We start from the raw sequence: 14,577 nt of genomic DNA, 5'->3' as shown, positions 1-14,577 counted from the left end.
GCCGAGCCAGCTACTAGAAAAGGCTTTCAATTTCAGTCCATCAAATCTGCTGACCACTTCCCGGCGTCAAACAGATGTGTGTTGCTTCAGGTCTGCCCTGCCCTGCCACTCTTGACGGAAGCACGCAAACTTCAGGGCAGTTCGCTCTATGCCAGGGCGAGGATTGGACCGTCGAGAAGTCTCATAAGGTCCCCAAAGTATCCACCGGACCTTGCAGGCCGGGTCGGATCGGAGGTGATTGCGACTGCCAGGCCTCGCTCAGGGTGCGCAGCGATAATTTGTCCCCCGTAGCCTCTACCCAGAACGTAGCCGGAGGGCGACAGAAACCAACCGTAACCATAGGATAGGCCAGACCAAGGTGAGCGGGCCCACGGTTCGGTAGAAGCGTTGATCCAGTCACGTGAGACCACCTGCCTGCCATCAAACCGACCTCCATCGCGCATGAGCACTGCAAGCTTCAACATAGCAGTTGGATGCAGTGCCATCTCATTGCCGCCGAGATAGTACCCTTGGGGATCGCGCGTCCATGGCGGGATCTCTATCTCGAGCGGTCTACCAAGATGAGTGCGTGCAAGCTCCAGAAGGCTCAGGCCCGTGGCTTCGGTGAGCACGGCGCCCAGAATGTGCGTAGAACCAGTAGAATAGAGCATTCGGCCACCCGGCTCGTCGACCATTGGACGGGTCAGTGCGTACGCGAGCCAGTTCGATGAGCTCACCCACTCTCCGTAGTTTGGTCCCGATGTGCGACCGAGCCCCGCGCGGAGCGTTACGAGGTCCTCGAGAGTAATATCGGCTGCGCCTGGCGCTGCACTTGGAGGCAGTATGCCGGGAGCGGCGTCACCCAGAGTGACCTCGACCGAAGCGAAGGTGCCGCGATCGATTTCTGCCCCGAGCAGCAAGGCGACAATGCTTTTGGAACACGACTTTATGTTTGCCAACCGCTCCAATCCCGGCCCTCGAGGAGCTTCGGCGAAGACCAGTTCGTCGTGATGTTGGACTTGAAGCGTGTAGAGCTGTGGGAGGCTGTCGATAGCCTTTCGGAGTTCGGCGTCCCGGGCAAAAACATGTCTCGGAGCCGCGACGGCAACGACGGCTGACATGAGTAATCTTCGGCGAGGGATCATCCCTTTACAATGTTCGAGTGCGCCATCGTGTCCATGATTCCCCAATCACAATAGCGTGGGCAGTGAGAAACGGTTTCGACCGGAGGTCCCGACGAACCCTGTCACCCTGGCTGAGACCAACCGCGCGCAGGGGGCAAGACGCAGAGATGTGGCTCGTCGCATCAGACGTATTATACGACAGTTCGCCACTCCGATATCACTTGAAATCGGCCTCGCTGCGACACAGCGGTGGGGCCCCTGTTAACTCTGTTCATAGGCTGACGTTCATCATTCGCAACTAGCATTACGTCTATCCATACTTGTTGCGCTGTAGAGCGTGTCGGCAACACTGAAGTCGTTCAAACTGACGGAGCAACAAAGACATGCGAAAAACAGTACATGCGCCCTCATTGGCCTGTGAAGAAAACGTGAAGGCACTCAGGCCCAGAAATAGCCCCTACTGGAACATCTTGGAGTTCTGTCGCCACCTTGGTTTGCAGAAGCTACCGTCTGGCAAACTGTACTGGATGGCCCGGGTTCGACGCTTGGATGGAGGATACAGGCAAACAAGACTCGGATCACATGTGCTAAGCCACAGCGGTGGGCTGAGTTATGAGCAAGCCATGGGTGTTGCCAATGACTGGTTCAATGAGCCGAAGGTCGCGGCCGTCTCGTCCAAAAAGTATCCGGTCGGCGTCAACGCCCAGCTCAACTACTTAAAAGCAGAAGCTCGCTTCACTGTTGGGGATGCGATGCACGCGTTCGTCGAATGGAAGCGCATAGCCGCCGCGAGAACATACTTCGAAACATCTTTGTCCCTGATCAACTATCACATCATTCCTCGCCTTGGGCATTTGCCCGTAGAGGAGCTCAGCCAATCCGTTTTCACACAATTCTGTATCGACGTTCTTGAGACCGCGCCCAAACGAGGAAGAGGCGGTGCAGGAGCCAGAGTTCGCCTGGTCGACATTGATCATGAGCGACTTCGCAAGAGGAAGAAGACCCTCAACACAGTCATAGGGCTTCTCCGAACAGCCATTGAGATGTCCTGGGAAAACGGTGATGTCGATAGTGAGTTGTCTTGGCGGCGCCTTCGGCGCGTGCCTCATGCCGATACGCCGCGGCAGTCCTTTTTGACCAGGGCCGCGGCAAAGCGTTTGATTGCCTCCTGCCGACCGGACCTGGCTCTCTTGGTTCAAGGCGCTCTGTATTCGGGCTGTCGCGTATCTGAACTCGCTCGCCTTAAAGCGCGCGACGTTGGCGGCCATGTATTTGGCATCTACGTAGCACCCATGAAGAGCTATCGCGGGCGCTACGTCATGCTACCAAACGAAGGCATGACGTTCTTTTTGGACCGAGTCGAAGCATTGGATGACGAGGATCTGGTTTTTAGAATGGCCTCCGGGCGGTCTTGGTCTGGCTGCCACAAGTATCTTTTCAAGGAAGCTGTAAGGCGGGCCGATTTGCCGGAGAGCTTTGTATTTCATGGTCTGCGGCACACATATGCAAGTCAACTAGTTCAAGCGGGAATGCCGCTTGCAATGATTGCCAAGCAACTCGGACACGCTAACACCGACACTGTGAGCCGAACTTATGGTCATCTGTGCTGTGACGGTCTTGAGGGCGAGATTTCTCGACGATTTGCGCCACTTCAGAAACCGAGAAAGGACCATAGGCTCGAACGCTTGCGGGAGATATTGCAGAGCCATACGGAGCCCCAATGGTCCTGGCCAAGGAAAAACAGAAGCAGAGCATCTGGCGAGTTAGTGGGCTTGTTGCGGGCTCGCGAAGAGGAACTGAGATCGCCTTGACCACTGAAGTGGAGCTCGCCCTCGGCGAGCATTGCAAGCACTCCACTTTGGGCTGTCCTTCGTACTGATCAGGATCCTTTTGGGCAAACAAGCGAGACGTCCACTCGAGCAGCAATGAACGACACCAATGCCAAAACTTGCATGCTCAAAACTACTACAAATACCATATTGCCGACGAGAGCTTTCTACCTGTTTGAACTCGGGAGAATTGATTTTGCGGCTTCGAAAGAGTTTGGTGCCTACGTCGCAACGAGAGCGGAAACTGTGAAGCACTTCACATCTAGATTTGACACTTTGTGATATCACGCGTTGGAATCATTTTTCCCAGGCCGGGCCGACGCTAACTGTCCGCTCTGGGGGGCCTGCAAATCGTCGCATAGGGTTCGACCGTATTCCGTCGTACACCGATGCGTGTAACAATGTGACCATAGGGTGAGCCACAACAAAGGGTATTTTTGGCCTAACCTGCCACTACATGTAGATAGTCTTCGGGCCAAATCTACAATCTATCACTTAATGCCGTGGTTTTGTTTACGCCTTGTTAAGGACCCTCACTGAGACCCGCAGCAACAGAAGCACTAGCTTGGAGAACCAAATGGACCTTCCGGAATCAATACAAATCGCCGAGTCCACGATGATCGATGCTGAGGCGCATGGCTTTGATGCCACCGCCAAGGCCATGAGGAATTTGCTAAACGAAATGCTTACAGTCCAGCGTGGTATTGAAACAACACTGGATCGTTCATCAGAGCCTCTTCAGGGGCTGGTTGCTTGGAATTAACAAATTATTAGCCAATCTGTTTCGACAATGCCCCAACCTGACAACACGGGGTTTAGAATGATTCAGTCGGACGAAATTCTTAATTCTATCCAAGACCTTAAAGAGTTTGCAGAGACAAACCAGCACGAAGGCTTGATCGCCGGACTAAAGGTCGCTCTCGAAGCATACATCAACGATGCCACTTCCGACGAGGAAACTAGAAAGGCCGCATTGGGCGCGCTCGACGAAGTCAATTGAACCAGAGGATTTGGACCTTAGCGATGCCAGGACACAAAGTCAGCCAGGGGCCGCTTGCCAAATCTGCCTTGATTGGACAGTCATATGTTATGCGATTTGGGGAAAGCAGAATTCCAAGTTCTAGGTTCCATGTGGGGCGTACGCTAGGACGACCCGCTGCGGCGAACACAAATGCAAAGCCATCACGCGCCAAACCTGTTCATCTGATGTTGATCGCTTGCGCCGGTTGGGCCTTGATCCTCTTTTGCGTGCTTAGGTTCACCAGGCTCGTTTGAGCTGAATAGTCCAGAAGCATCTCGCAGTTTGTGCTTTGGCACTTGTTTGCTTCAAGTATTGAATGACAAATGCGGTCTTCAGAACTGATGTGCCGCTGATCCGAGTTGACACTCAATCAACTGAATTCGTTCAGTGTTTGACAACCGGCTTTATGTCTTGTCTCCGCATCGAGCCAATGAGCTTATCAACTGAAGACTGTAGACAATCAATGAGTACCGGAATGGTTGATTTTGGTTGGCCGACATTGGATACGACACACCTTGCATTCTTGGCGTTCGGTGCCCTACCGAGCATTGCGGGGAGATCTCCAGCAACCAACTCCGGCAGGACTTCAATTGGCTTCAGATCAGGGCGCGTATGGTGTTTTGTTGTACCGTCTGCGGATCCAGGTTCATTGACCCCAGCGTGAGGCAGCACACCATCTACGTGCCGAAGGGTCGGTATCGTGATTTTGGATAGTGTCAGGGGCGATGGTGCGAGGAACACCATCGCCGCGCAGCTTGGGTTGGGGTCGAGTTGCGCCGACAGCCAATATGCATTCTGCCGCCCGGACAATTTGGCGAGATTTTGGTGAACAAAAAATTAACATACGGTTCGCATGCCCACACTCGCCCAAACCTAAAGCGGGGGTCGATAGACAAGGCTGAACACGACGCGCGCTACATGGCCTCTCGTATTCCAAACGTGGAGGGTACGATTGCGATTGTGCTCCCAACAGAGGAGCAAGTACCTGTCATCAAGAAGCTCGGGTAGCCTGGTTAGCGGTTGGGCATGCGAACAACGGCTGAGGGGATTGAAACACCGGAACAATCGGAGCTACTTTCGAAGTCGGGTTGCGATGTACTCCAGGGGTACGTTTTCGGTCGCCCTGCTGACCTAGGTGATGTTGGGTTTTCGGAGCAGCCCATGCGCCTTGACCACCTTCTCCGCAGCAACAATCGCTTCCCTTTGCTCCTGCTCGACAATACGGCGAAGAGCAAGATTTAACCGATCATGGATTGCCAAGAGCCAGGAGTGCGGAATTGTGTCAGTATTGCGTTGATGCATCGCCCGCTGGTCACTGTGCGATGATGAATTTATCGAATTGGGTCGTAGAAATTGTTCTCTCAATGACGCTCTATAACTGCATTGCAAGATGCCAACACGCAGCATTCGACCAATTGGCTAAAGGGGTTTTGAAACGCCGATGAATTTGCCCGAACGCCCGGATAGAGCCACTTTGGAAACTGAGAGCGACGCGTTGGTTGACACGGGTCAAGTCTTGGCGAGGCGGATCTTTGCGATATCGCGCCTCACGCCAACCATGATGTTCGCGAATGCTGCGAATGCTCTATCTGTTCTGTTGATCCTCTGGTTCGAAGATCAAGTCCGTCTGGATGCCGTCGTGTGGGCATCGGTCGTTGTGGTGACGGCCAGCATGTTCACGGCTCGACAAGCGGCGCGCAGCAGCAAACCGTTTCCGGACTCGCTGTCTAAGCGCACCTACCGGCGTAGTGTTGTACAGGCTGCGCTTTTGGGAATGCTCTGGGCATATCCGGGCCTCATAATCTTGCCAGAGGTCGAGGGGCTTTTGCAGGCCTTCTTTATCGCCCTCGCGGCGGGAATGATCGCGGGTGGTGCCATTGCGCTCTATCCGCTTCCAGCAGCGGCATACGCTTTTTGCGGGATGATCATTGCAGGGTCATTCATCGGTTTCAGTCGTACGGCAGAGCAGCCGACTTTCTGGGCATTCGCTTTGGTCACAACGACCTTTTTGTTCATTGTCTACCAGAGCATCAGGCGCCACGAGCGCGTCTTTGTCTCTGAATTTGAAGCACGTAAGATCCTCGACAACCAAAATGAGCACATGGGTGAGATGCTCGAAGCCGCTCGTAACGACGCTTTGGAAGAGAGGAAGCGAAATGAAGAGAGGCTCTTACAGGCACAGAAGTTGGAAGCGGTAGGGCAGCTTACGGCCGGGATTGCTCATGACTTCAACAACCTCCTTACGGCAGTCCGAGGTCATGCTGAGTTGCTTGCGCTACCGGAAAACGCAGACAGAGATCTGATCGAACCAATCATTCAGTCCTCGGACCGAGGCGCAGAGTTAGTTCGGAGGTTGCTAGCCTTTGCCCGCCAACAAACGATGGCACCGAGTCCCGTTTTCCCTGAAGAGATTGTCCGCGAAACAACGGCACTGATGCGACGCACGCTCCGAGAGGACATCGAAGTCAGGCTCGAACTGACGGCGGATTGTTGGCCGATCTTGATCGACATAAATCTTCTGAGCAATGCAATCCTCAATCTGGGAACGAATGCGAGAGATGCGATGCCAGAGGGCGGGGTGATCACAATAAGCCTAAAAAACACTCCCAATGGCCGGACGCCGCCTCATCTCACTGGGGACTTCGTGCGCCTCCGCGTGCATGATACGGGCAGCGGCATGGATGAGGAAACTCAGCGGCGCGCGATTGAGCCGTTTTATACGACCAAGGAATTCGGGACGGGCAGCGGCCTTGGGTTGTCGATGGTGTATGGCTTTGCGGTTCAATCTGGCGGCGCAATGTCAATCGAGAGCAAGCTCGAAGAAGGAACAGCCGTGACGCTCTATCTACCACGGTCTGCGATTGCCCCAGAGTCCGCCGCGGACGAAGCGTCCGAGAACCCAGCGACAGGAAATGGTCAGACCGTCCTGCTTGTCGAGGACAATCCTTCTGTTCGTGACAGTGTGACCCGACTTTTGGAATCGCTTGGGTATTCCGTGATGGCGGCGGAAAGCGTCGAAGCAGCGAAAAACGTCATGGAAAACGCGTCAGACGATCCGGCCATTATCTTGTCTGACGTTGTGCTTCCAGGCGGGCAACGCGGAACAGGCTTTATCGAAGAGGTCCGCCAAAGCCATCCAAGGATCGCGCTGATCTTAATGACCGGCTACGCGGAAACCGAGGGAGTAGTGGTGGAAGGAGCTCGCCAGGGCGTTCTACTCCTAAACAAGCCTTTCTCGCGCTCTGAACTCGCTGCTGTGCTAGTTGAGGCGTTACAAAGAGCTGGACCCAAGTAAAGAAGCTATGAACACGGTGTCGCGGGCCTTGGTAGGACACAAAAAGCCAGATCACTTCGCTTAAGAAGTGATCTGGCAAATGTTTTGAACTCATCTCTTGATTGATCGCAACGTGCTGGACCAACGAACAGATCTAGACGAGCTAGTATTGAGGAAGCTAGAACAAGAAGTTATCTTCGGACAACGAAGACAGAGCGAAGTCCTCTAGAGTGATCGTAATGTTCGAACGTATCACGACGTCGGAACCGACTTCACTCACGTGTTCGCTCATCAGGTCAGCGAAACTCTCAATCTCGAGGTCTAGTTGTCGCAGATCAATACGATCTTCTACGGCAAAGTCGACAATTGTTTTGATGCCTTTGTCTCGTTGAAAGACAAAAACATCAGCACCATCGCCTCCCGAGAGCAAGTCGTGCCCAAAGCCAGAAACGATCTCGTCATCCCCGGCTCCGCCGATCAGTGTATCGTTGCCCTTGGACCCCCAAAGGACGTCATTGCCATCGCCTGCATCGATATAGTCGCTGCCTGAGCGCCCATATAGAACATCGTCTCCGGCTGCACCAATCATGTAGTCGCGACCATTTGTGCCAAAGAACTTATTGTCCCGATCCGAGCCATCAAAGATCCTGCCGTACTCGCTGGGATCTGGCTCTGGAAGGTCATTGGGTTCTTCTACCTCTTCTTCAACTTGATCATCAGGCTCTTCGGCGTTTGGATCTTCGACATCGACAGCAGGAACTCTGGTCAGAGCTTCCCAAAGGTCTTCGTTGTCTTTTGCATTGCTGGCATCACCCGTAACTTGGATGTCATATTTGCCTGTCCCGCTGCCGGCCGTCCCAATGTTCAAAACGACAGTGTCGGCGTCATAGTCGATGACCAGGTTGAGGTCACGTGTTTCGCCAAGGCCAACTACCTCCAGGGACCCGAACGTACCTATGATCTCATCCAGCTCTACCAGTACATATGACAATGATTGGTCTTTGTCGAAACTGCTAAGGTCTAGCTTCAAGATGCCTCCACCGAGGTTGATGCCGGACTGGATATCGGGGGCGCTCTTGTCGAAATGCCCGCTGCGGAATTCCTCGATCGTGCCGAGTTCGCCGCCCTTGGCCGAGAAGGAGAGGGAGGCATCGTCCGAGAGCAGCAGAACGCCCGTGCCGCCGGCCTCGCCGTCAAAGCCCACGCGCACGTTGCCCCCGACAATGTCGAGGCTGCTGTCGTCGCCCAGCACGAAATCCGCGCCATCGGTGCCCAGGATCATCTGGGCATTGTCCGACACGGTCACATCGGCGGTGCCGGTGAAGAGACCGGTGTTGGCAAAGCGGCCGCCATCGACGGTCACGGTCAGCGTGTCCTTGTCGGTGTAGCCGTCGATCCAGAACTGGCCCGCGCGGTCGATCTCGACCGTGGCGCCCTTGTCGTTGACAAAGATGTAGTCCTCGATCTCCAGGTAGCCGTGGGTGATGTAGAGCTTGCCCCCGGCGCCGAAGGTCAGATCCTCCAGCGTGGTGGTGCCGCCGTATTGCACCCAGTTGCCGCCCAGATCGACGCTGTCGCCATCCTGCGTGCCCGGCAGATCGCCGGTGTCCCAGTTCAGGCGGTTGTCCCAGCGCACGCCTTCGCCCAGGTCGTTGGGCACGAAGCGCAGGGTCGTGTCATTGGCCCGCAGGTCAGTCGAGAGGCCAAACCCCTGCTGGAAGAAGGCGATGATCACATCCGCATCCACCACGTCATCGAGCGCGCCCTCGGCCTGCGCCCGCAGGTAGTTGGCCAGATCGTTGATCGTGGCGCTGTTCTTGCCCAGCAGATCCGCGGCAAAGTTCTGGATCGTGGTCTGATCGAGCACGTTCTCGTTCAGCCCGTCCTTGTTCTGACCCGAAGTGTCCCAGTTGCGCTCAAGCGCGCGCCCGCCGAACCAGTTGTGGATGATGGTGTCGTCGTGATAGGTGTCAAACTTGTTTTTTAAGGCACGATGTGACGTGTATTTCTCCGCAAATTCGTCAGGATTGTTCGGATCTGCCAGATGCGTGACGATGTTGTCGACCAGCGTGCTCATGCGCCCGCTGTTGTCGATCCCCATGGTCAGCGCGCCGCCCGGCCCCTCGGCCTCGCGGTGCCCGCCGGAGGTGATCAGGTTGTTGGAGAACAGCGAATACTGGCCCTCGTTGTAAGAGCCTCTGTCGCGGCCGCCCAGCGAGTTTACAGCCGCGTTGTTGTCGAGAAAGACGTTGTCCTCGATGAAGCCGCCCGAGCGGACTTGGGCGCCGAAGGAGGCGCCGCGCATCAGGATACTGTCGCGCAGGGTGACATCCTCGTTGCCCCAGCTCAGATAGAGGTTCTGGCTGTAGATGCTGGGCGGCTGGCCGCCCTCGTAGGACAGGTCCTCGCGGTAATCATCCGCCCAGCCGGTGTGATCGACGAGTAGACCCTCGATCAGCAGCCCATCGACATCATTGGCAAAGAAGCCGCTGATCCGGTCGTTGTGAAGACCCCACTTTCCATTGTGCTGATTATTCGACTCATGCTGCTCGCGGAAGACATCGATGATGTCGGAGTTGCGCAGGGTGAAGCCATCGATGTTCTTGGCGGTGAGCTCCCGATCGGTGACACTAATGTCGTCAGCAAGAATATTCTCACCTGCTTGAAACTTTGCTCCCCGTCCGAACTCGATGTCTTGGATAACAATGTTGCCGCCCGGATAGCTGTTCTGTGCGCTGCCGATGATCGGCTTCTCGCCATCGCCGTAGGATGTGATGACCAATGGATGCAGTTCGGACTCACCAATTGTCTTTGGTTGCAGCAGCTGGCCGGTGTTTTTGTACTCATAGCCGGCTTCGAACTTCAGCCAGTTCGAGGTGGGCTCGAACTTGGGTGATGTGGTGTACTTCCACAGTGACATGCCGGCACCTTCGGCCAGCGCCATATCCGGGCTGCTGCCATATTCGGGATGCTCGGCCAGCCATTGAGCATTGACCTTATTGACTGCGATGCCTTCGAGCGCGGCGATATCCTTGAAGGTCAGCGCGTCATCGCTGCCGGAAATGTAGATTTCGCGGTGGTTTTCACCGGTCTCGATGATCACGTCGTCGTTCGCATCGGTCTCCAGCATGTAGAAATCGCCGGTGCCCCAGCCGCCTTTCTGCACCCCGGCGCTGACGTCGAGGTCAATGGTGTGATCCGAGGTGCTGCCGTCCTTATGCGTGACCTTGACGGAGAAGGACTGATCGGCAGTTTCTGTGGTCCCGGTCAGCACGACTGCAAGTGAATGATCGGGATTCACTGTGACGTTTCCATAGTCCAAGCCGTTGGTTATCTGAATGGACGCAATGTCTGAATGCGGGAGTTCAACGGTAGTCACGCGCCCCGAGACCGCATCGACAACCAAGCCGTCACCGAATTGACTATCGGCGGCGCCCAGATGATTCACATCGGCATCATCAGCAACAGAATGTTCGAGCTTGACTTCTTGTGTGGTTGAGGATTGATTGAGGGAGATATTTGAATCTGAGGATTGCACGAGCATTTCTCCGATCTTTCACAGTTTGTTTGTTCGGCTCTTCTCTCGAAGGCCGTGCGGCGTGTTTTGTATTGGTAAGATTTATGGGGTGGTTCGGTTAACGAATTGCGCCACGCGCCAAAGCTAAGAACTTAAAAACAAAGACAAATTTTTATGATCTGTCTCAGACCGCTCTTCCATATTTTTATAGCTGAAAATCCTAAGGATATCATTTGGAAGCAGAAATTGCGATCCTTGTACGCTCATTTTGAAGCCGTCTTGGGTCTAGAGTGGGCGCCGAAATGATGAACGCAGTGCATGGTTTTTAACAATTGGTCATGCGTCATTGGACGATAAACGGACTAGGCATTGCAGCTGATGCAGCAGAATTTGCTCCAAAGCTTGAGAATCAATCTGTCAGTCAGTTGTCTGACGTTCGCGCCAATGGGACAATTTAGGGCGATGTGACAAGAAGGGGGTTTGTGGCACACCCTAGCCACTAAGGAGTGGGGATGAGGCAGAAACCCGAAACCCATTGGAGCCAAGGTGAGAAGGTCGTCAAAAACGTTCGACGTGCCACGCAAAGAAACCATTCAGCCGAAGAGAAGATCCGGATCGTGCTGGACGGCCTGAAGAGAGAGGACAGCATTGCTGAACTCTGCAGGCCACTGCGGCTCGCTCATTGATCAGTTTGAAGCTTGTTCGTAGAAGATTCTTGCCCGGCGCCGTATTCAACTTCGCCTAACTGTCTCAGTTGCATCTTGCGCACTAAAGATCCATGTGAGCTCAACGAAATATACCCAAAGGCTGGAATTTGTAGTGGCTAGTGCCCTTCATCCCCAGTGTTTTCCTTCGTTTACTCAAGAAGCGTCTGCGTAAACCTAGGACCACAACATATGGTGTTTCCAATTGAAAGGTACGCGAAACGTCGCTGATGGCGCACCAGCGTTTACAGCTTGTTAAGAAGAGTTATCCATACTTCGACCAAACATAGTTAAGATAAGGTGAGATAAAATATGACAGCGACTGAATTTGTGACTCTCGCCAAGTTGGCCGCTGAAAACGCGGAACGAAGCGGTTTCCACAACACGGCCCGTGCGCTGAGACGAGTTGTCCAGGATATGTCCGGCGCAGAGCTTGGATGTAAAATCCAGCCTTCTCCAGAACGTGAAGAAAACTCAATACACTTCTTAAATTGACTATTTGTTAACCTACTCTCCTTTAGGTTGTTATAGGGAACGGAGAGTACGAATGACAGAGGACAAGAAGATCCTGCATCAAATCAATGATTTAAGAGATTTTGCAGAGCAAGTCGGGTTTGATAAGGTTGTTTTGGAGTTGGAGCAGGTACTGAAAGCTTATGCCGAAGACTTGCGCTTGTTGGCTGAGGCCAATGACGACCCCACAAGAGGTTTGGACACCAGACCTGATCGGGGAAAATACAACGCCTGAGGGGTTCGTAGAAGCCCGCGTAGAAGCGGCACTTTTGCGCCAGCAGCTGCTTTGACCTAAACCGGTTCAACTAAAATAGTATCTTCATGGCGTCCCGACTTGACCTTGGGACGGGCTCTCTTTGGCGGGGTGCAGGAATGGGTACGATACACCAAATATGTGGTGACCGCGAAATCTGAACGATCAAGCCAGACAGATAGATCAAAGAGCTAACCCGCCTAGCTTGACCGTTGAGATTTGAGTATCTTACCTTTGCACTTAGGTAGTGTGTCTTTCCTGCTGTGCTTCGTTTTGACTTCGTTGGTATTCTGACGAAAGCTCGGTTACGGCTTCGATCGCAGCAACTTCCAACTGCAAAGCCAAAAGCGGCATCTTGTTGGACTTTGCGTAGTTCACCAAGTCGATCAGAACATCGAGAATCCACTCATTTTTCATGTGGTCTACTTCCAGTTTGAGGTGTTGATTTCAAGCGATGATCGAAAGACTTGTTTGGTCTGATCGCGGCCGGGCGGTTTGGTCGGTGCGTGGGGATGTCTTTGATAGTAGATCACCAATGGTATTGCTGTCACAATACCCATTGTTCGAAGCCGTAGGCGCGTCAGGAGGTTGATAGTCGAAGGATGACTGAAACCAACTCGTGGATTGGTCTGGTGTGATACCAGACGCTCTGTACAAGCCTCGTTTCTGTTCCGATGAATAGTGCCAGAGACCAACACTTACCTTTGCGCGCCCGCTCCCGCTACTGCCCAGGACTTCGGGCGACGCGCCCAGCCTGCGATAGATTCGGACCATTCGCTCGTCAAAAACGCCGACGAAGTGCTCGACACCGAAGTTCTCCATAATCTCTCCGCCAGCGAGCATGAGTGCAGCAGCTGCGCGGCTAGGCGTTTTTTTACTCAAACAAAACCGCGTACACTCCCAGATTGCGGGACTTACAATGGAGCCACCACCAAGTAGATGTTGAAAGCAATCATTCACCATAGTGCGCTCGACGGTTGGCAAGAACCGCATTGATCCGCCATGTGTCCCATCTGGCAGCTGCCAAACGACATAGAGTGGATTGAGCCGATCATATACGTCTTGCTCTCGCCCTCTATCATCGACGGTCACGTCCCACCGAAGTCTGGTGTGAAACTGATCTGCGCGATCTCGAAACATAGTAAGTGCGAGATCAGGATAGGCATCAAGTCTGTCAGCATAAATGTAGCGTAGCATTCTCTGTTCCTTTCGCGACATTGCGATGGTTACAGACAAAGCAAAAGTGACTTGACAATTGCCTATTGTAGCGTGCTGAGGAACAACACTTCATTCACGTCTCTTAACCGAACACGAGGTTTGGGATTGCTACGCCGTCGCAAGCAGGAAGCCAGAGTAAGACCGCAAGAAGTAGGCATCTTCGCGGCATATTTTCTTATCAGACTTCAACGCGATAGCGCTGAAAGTGCCTGCTACACTCACTTTAGAACATCTTCTAGAGTGATTTCGGGAGGGACTGTCTGTTGTCAGGGATTTTGCGACAGATGGCTGTTTGATCCAAGAGAGTGTCTTGCTCCTCCGCTTGGTTCGACTATGCGGCGGATTTGCGGTGAAGCCAGCGCAGGGTTTCGATGGTCTTTCGTTTGATCCTAGCTCATTGTTGCAGGATGGCCTGGCCGCGCCCGAAGCAGACGTCGGCCGGTGTCAGATTTTGCTCGCCTTAGCAATAGCGCCGGTGGTTGCAGTGCGCGACGAGTGCATCGATCCGTTGCTGGAGAACGGATACAACGAACGCATCAAGGGGACGCTTCGTTGAGAAGTTCTCGATACCGAATGGGTCACACCCACTGCACAGCCATAGGTCGTCATCTATACGGGCTCAGAAAGCAAATTCACACGCACCGCCATCAGGCGCTCAAAATGCGTCTGCCAGTGTCAGAAACAATAATAGACAGGCCCCAGTTAAGTACGCTAGCCCCGGGGGGGCTAGAAAGACCCCGATATCCTTCTATCAGAATTCTATTCATTGCTGCTATCGGGAAGTGATAGATACTCATCCTGGTCATACACATGGCCAACAAGGTCAAAACCAGGCAGGCCAGCCAAGCACCGCTCCTCCAGTATCATCTCCAACCGCATCGCCGTTAATGGAAATCCCAGGGCCAATGCATCTGTTGCCGCAATAGACACACGGTTCAATAGCTCTGCTTCTGTCATTTTACTGCTCCAAAGCTTCTGATTGGTAAGTTTTTACCAAAATACTAGTTAATGCCTCGCTAACGACGGGTCGATGTCATCCGCATTCCATAGACCTCTGCCAAAGACCCAGTAGGTTGCAAGGGAGCCGCAGCAAGGTTCGGACGAGTAGTTTTGGTCCCGGCTTCGCTAGCTGCCTTTGCTTGAGT

Annotated in this window: 12 protein-coding genes and 2 pseudogenes; 9 read left to right on the top strand and 5 right to left on the bottom strand. The window is 53.7% G+C overall.

The window, feature by feature from the left end; genetic code table 11:
• Nucleotides 1–146: 146 nt before the first annotated feature.
• Entirely contained in the window at nucleotides 147–1,124 is a 978-nt protein-coding gene (locus ACVC7O_RS22190; protein ID WP_458326293.1) for a serine hydrolase domain-containing protein, read from the bottom strand.
• Between the two features lie 602 nt (nucleotides 1,125–1,726).
• Between ACVC7O_RS22190 and ACVC7O_RS22185 the strand changes: the two genes are divergently transcribed.
• The 5 genes from ACVC7O_RS22185 to ACVC7O_RS22165 all read left to right on the top strand — a co-directional run bounded on the left by ACVC7O_RS22185 (nucleotide 1,727) and on the right by ACVC7O_RS22165 (nucleotide 7,248).
• Nucleotides 1,727–2,914, top strand: coding sequence for a tyrosine-type recombinase/integrase (locus ACVC7O_RS22185; RefSeq protein WP_458326292.1), 1,188 nt, complete (start codon nucleotides 1,727–1,729; stop codon nucleotides 2,912–2,914).
• Between the two features lie 595 nt (nucleotides 2,915–3,509).
• A complete protein-coding gene (locus tag ACVC7O_RS22180; protein WP_458326291.1) occupies nucleotides 3,510–3,695 on the top strand; it encodes a hypothetical protein in 186 nt (61 codons plus the stop codon).
• 57 nt (nucleotides 3,696–3,752) lie between these two features.
• A complete protein-coding gene (locus ACVC7O_RS22175) occupies nucleotides 3,753–3,932 on the top strand; it encodes a hypothetical protein (protein ID WP_458326290.1) in 180 nt (59 codons plus the stop codon).
• 1,047 nt (nucleotides 3,933–4,979) lie between these two features.
• Nucleotides 4,980–5,195, top strand: a complete 216-nt coding sequence (locus tag ACVC7O_RS22170; RefSeq protein ID WP_458326289.1) for an EAL domain-containing protein — start codon at nucleotides 4,980–4,982, stop codon at nucleotides 5,193–5,195.
• A gap of 199 nt (nucleotides 5,196–5,394) precedes the next feature.
• Nucleotides 5,395–7,248 carry an ATP-binding protein gene (locus tag ACVC7O_RS22165; RefSeq protein WP_458326288.1) on the top strand — a complete coding sequence of 618 codons (1,854 nt, stop codon included), beginning with the start codon at nucleotides 5,395–5,397 and terminating at the stop codon, nucleotides 7,246–7,248.
• A gap of 157 nt (nucleotides 7,249–7,405) precedes the next feature.
• On the opposite strand, the gene ACVC7O_RS22160 is transcribed toward ACVC7O_RS22165, so the two are convergent.
• Complete coding sequence (locus ACVC7O_RS22160) at nucleotides 7,406–10,528, bottom strand: calcium-binding protein (RefSeq protein WP_458326287.1); 3,123 nt, start codon at nucleotides 10,526–10,528, stop codon at nucleotides 7,406–7,408.
• A 54-nt stretch (nucleotides 10,529–10,582) separates the two neighbouring features.
• On the opposite strand from ACVC7O_RS22160, the gene ACVC7O_RS22155 reads away from it, so the two are divergent.
• The 3 genes and pseudogenes from ACVC7O_RS22155 (at nucleotide 10,583) to ACVC7O_RS22145 (ending at nucleotide 12,196) form a co-directional block, all read left to right on the top strand.
• Entirely contained in the window at nucleotides 10,583–10,726 is a 144-nt protein-coding gene (locus ACVC7O_RS22155) for a hypothetical protein (RefSeq protein ID WP_458326286.1), read from the top strand.
• A gap of 530 nt (nucleotides 10,727–11,256) precedes the next feature.
• A pseudogene (locus ACVC7O_RS22150) lies at nucleotides 11,257–11,409 on the top strand (IS3 family transposase); the annotation flags it as partial.
• A gap of 586 nt (nucleotides 11,410–11,995) precedes the next feature.
• Nucleotides 11,996–12,196: a hypothetical protein gene (locus ACVC7O_RS22145; protein ID WP_458326285.1), complete on the top strand. Its 201-nt coding sequence runs from the start codon at nucleotides 11,996–11,998 to the stop codon at nucleotides 12,194–12,196.
• Nucleotides 12,197–12,454: 258 nt separating this feature from the next.
• On the opposite strand, the gene ACVC7O_RS22140 is transcribed toward ACVC7O_RS22145, so the two are convergent.
• The gene (locus ACVC7O_RS22140; RefSeq protein ID WP_458326284.1) at nucleotides 12,455–12,631 is read right to left on the bottom strand and encodes a hypothetical protein; all 177 of its coding nucleotides are present in this window, start codon (nucleotides 12,629–12,631) and stop codon (nucleotides 12,455–12,457) included.
• 180 nt (nucleotides 12,632–12,811) lie between these two features.
• A pseudogene (locus tag ACVC7O_RS22135) lies at nucleotides 12,812–13,411 on the bottom strand (acyl-homoserine-lactone synthase); the annotation flags it as partial.
• 331 nt (nucleotides 13,412–13,742) lie between these two features.
• Between ACVC7O_RS22135 and ACVC7O_RS22130 the strand changes: the two are divergent.
• Nucleotides 13,743–13,988 (top strand): hypothetical protein, encoded by a 246-nt coding sequence (locus ACVC7O_RS22130; RefSeq protein WP_458326283.1) that lies wholly within the window; start codon nucleotides 13,743–13,745, stop codon nucleotides 13,986–13,988.
• 203 nt (nucleotides 13,989–14,191) lie between these two features.
• Here ACVC7O_RS22130 and ACVC7O_RS22125 read toward each other — a convergent pair whose 3' ends face one another.
• Entirely contained in the window at nucleotides 14,192–14,389 is a 198-nt protein-coding gene (locus ACVC7O_RS22125; RefSeq protein ID WP_458326282.1) for a hypothetical protein, read from the bottom strand.
• Nucleotides 14,390–14,577 lie beyond the last annotated feature (188 nt).

This window comes from Roseobacter cerffii, from assembly GCF_054226325.1.
This window is presented reverse-complemented; position numbering and strand designations above follow the sequence as displayed.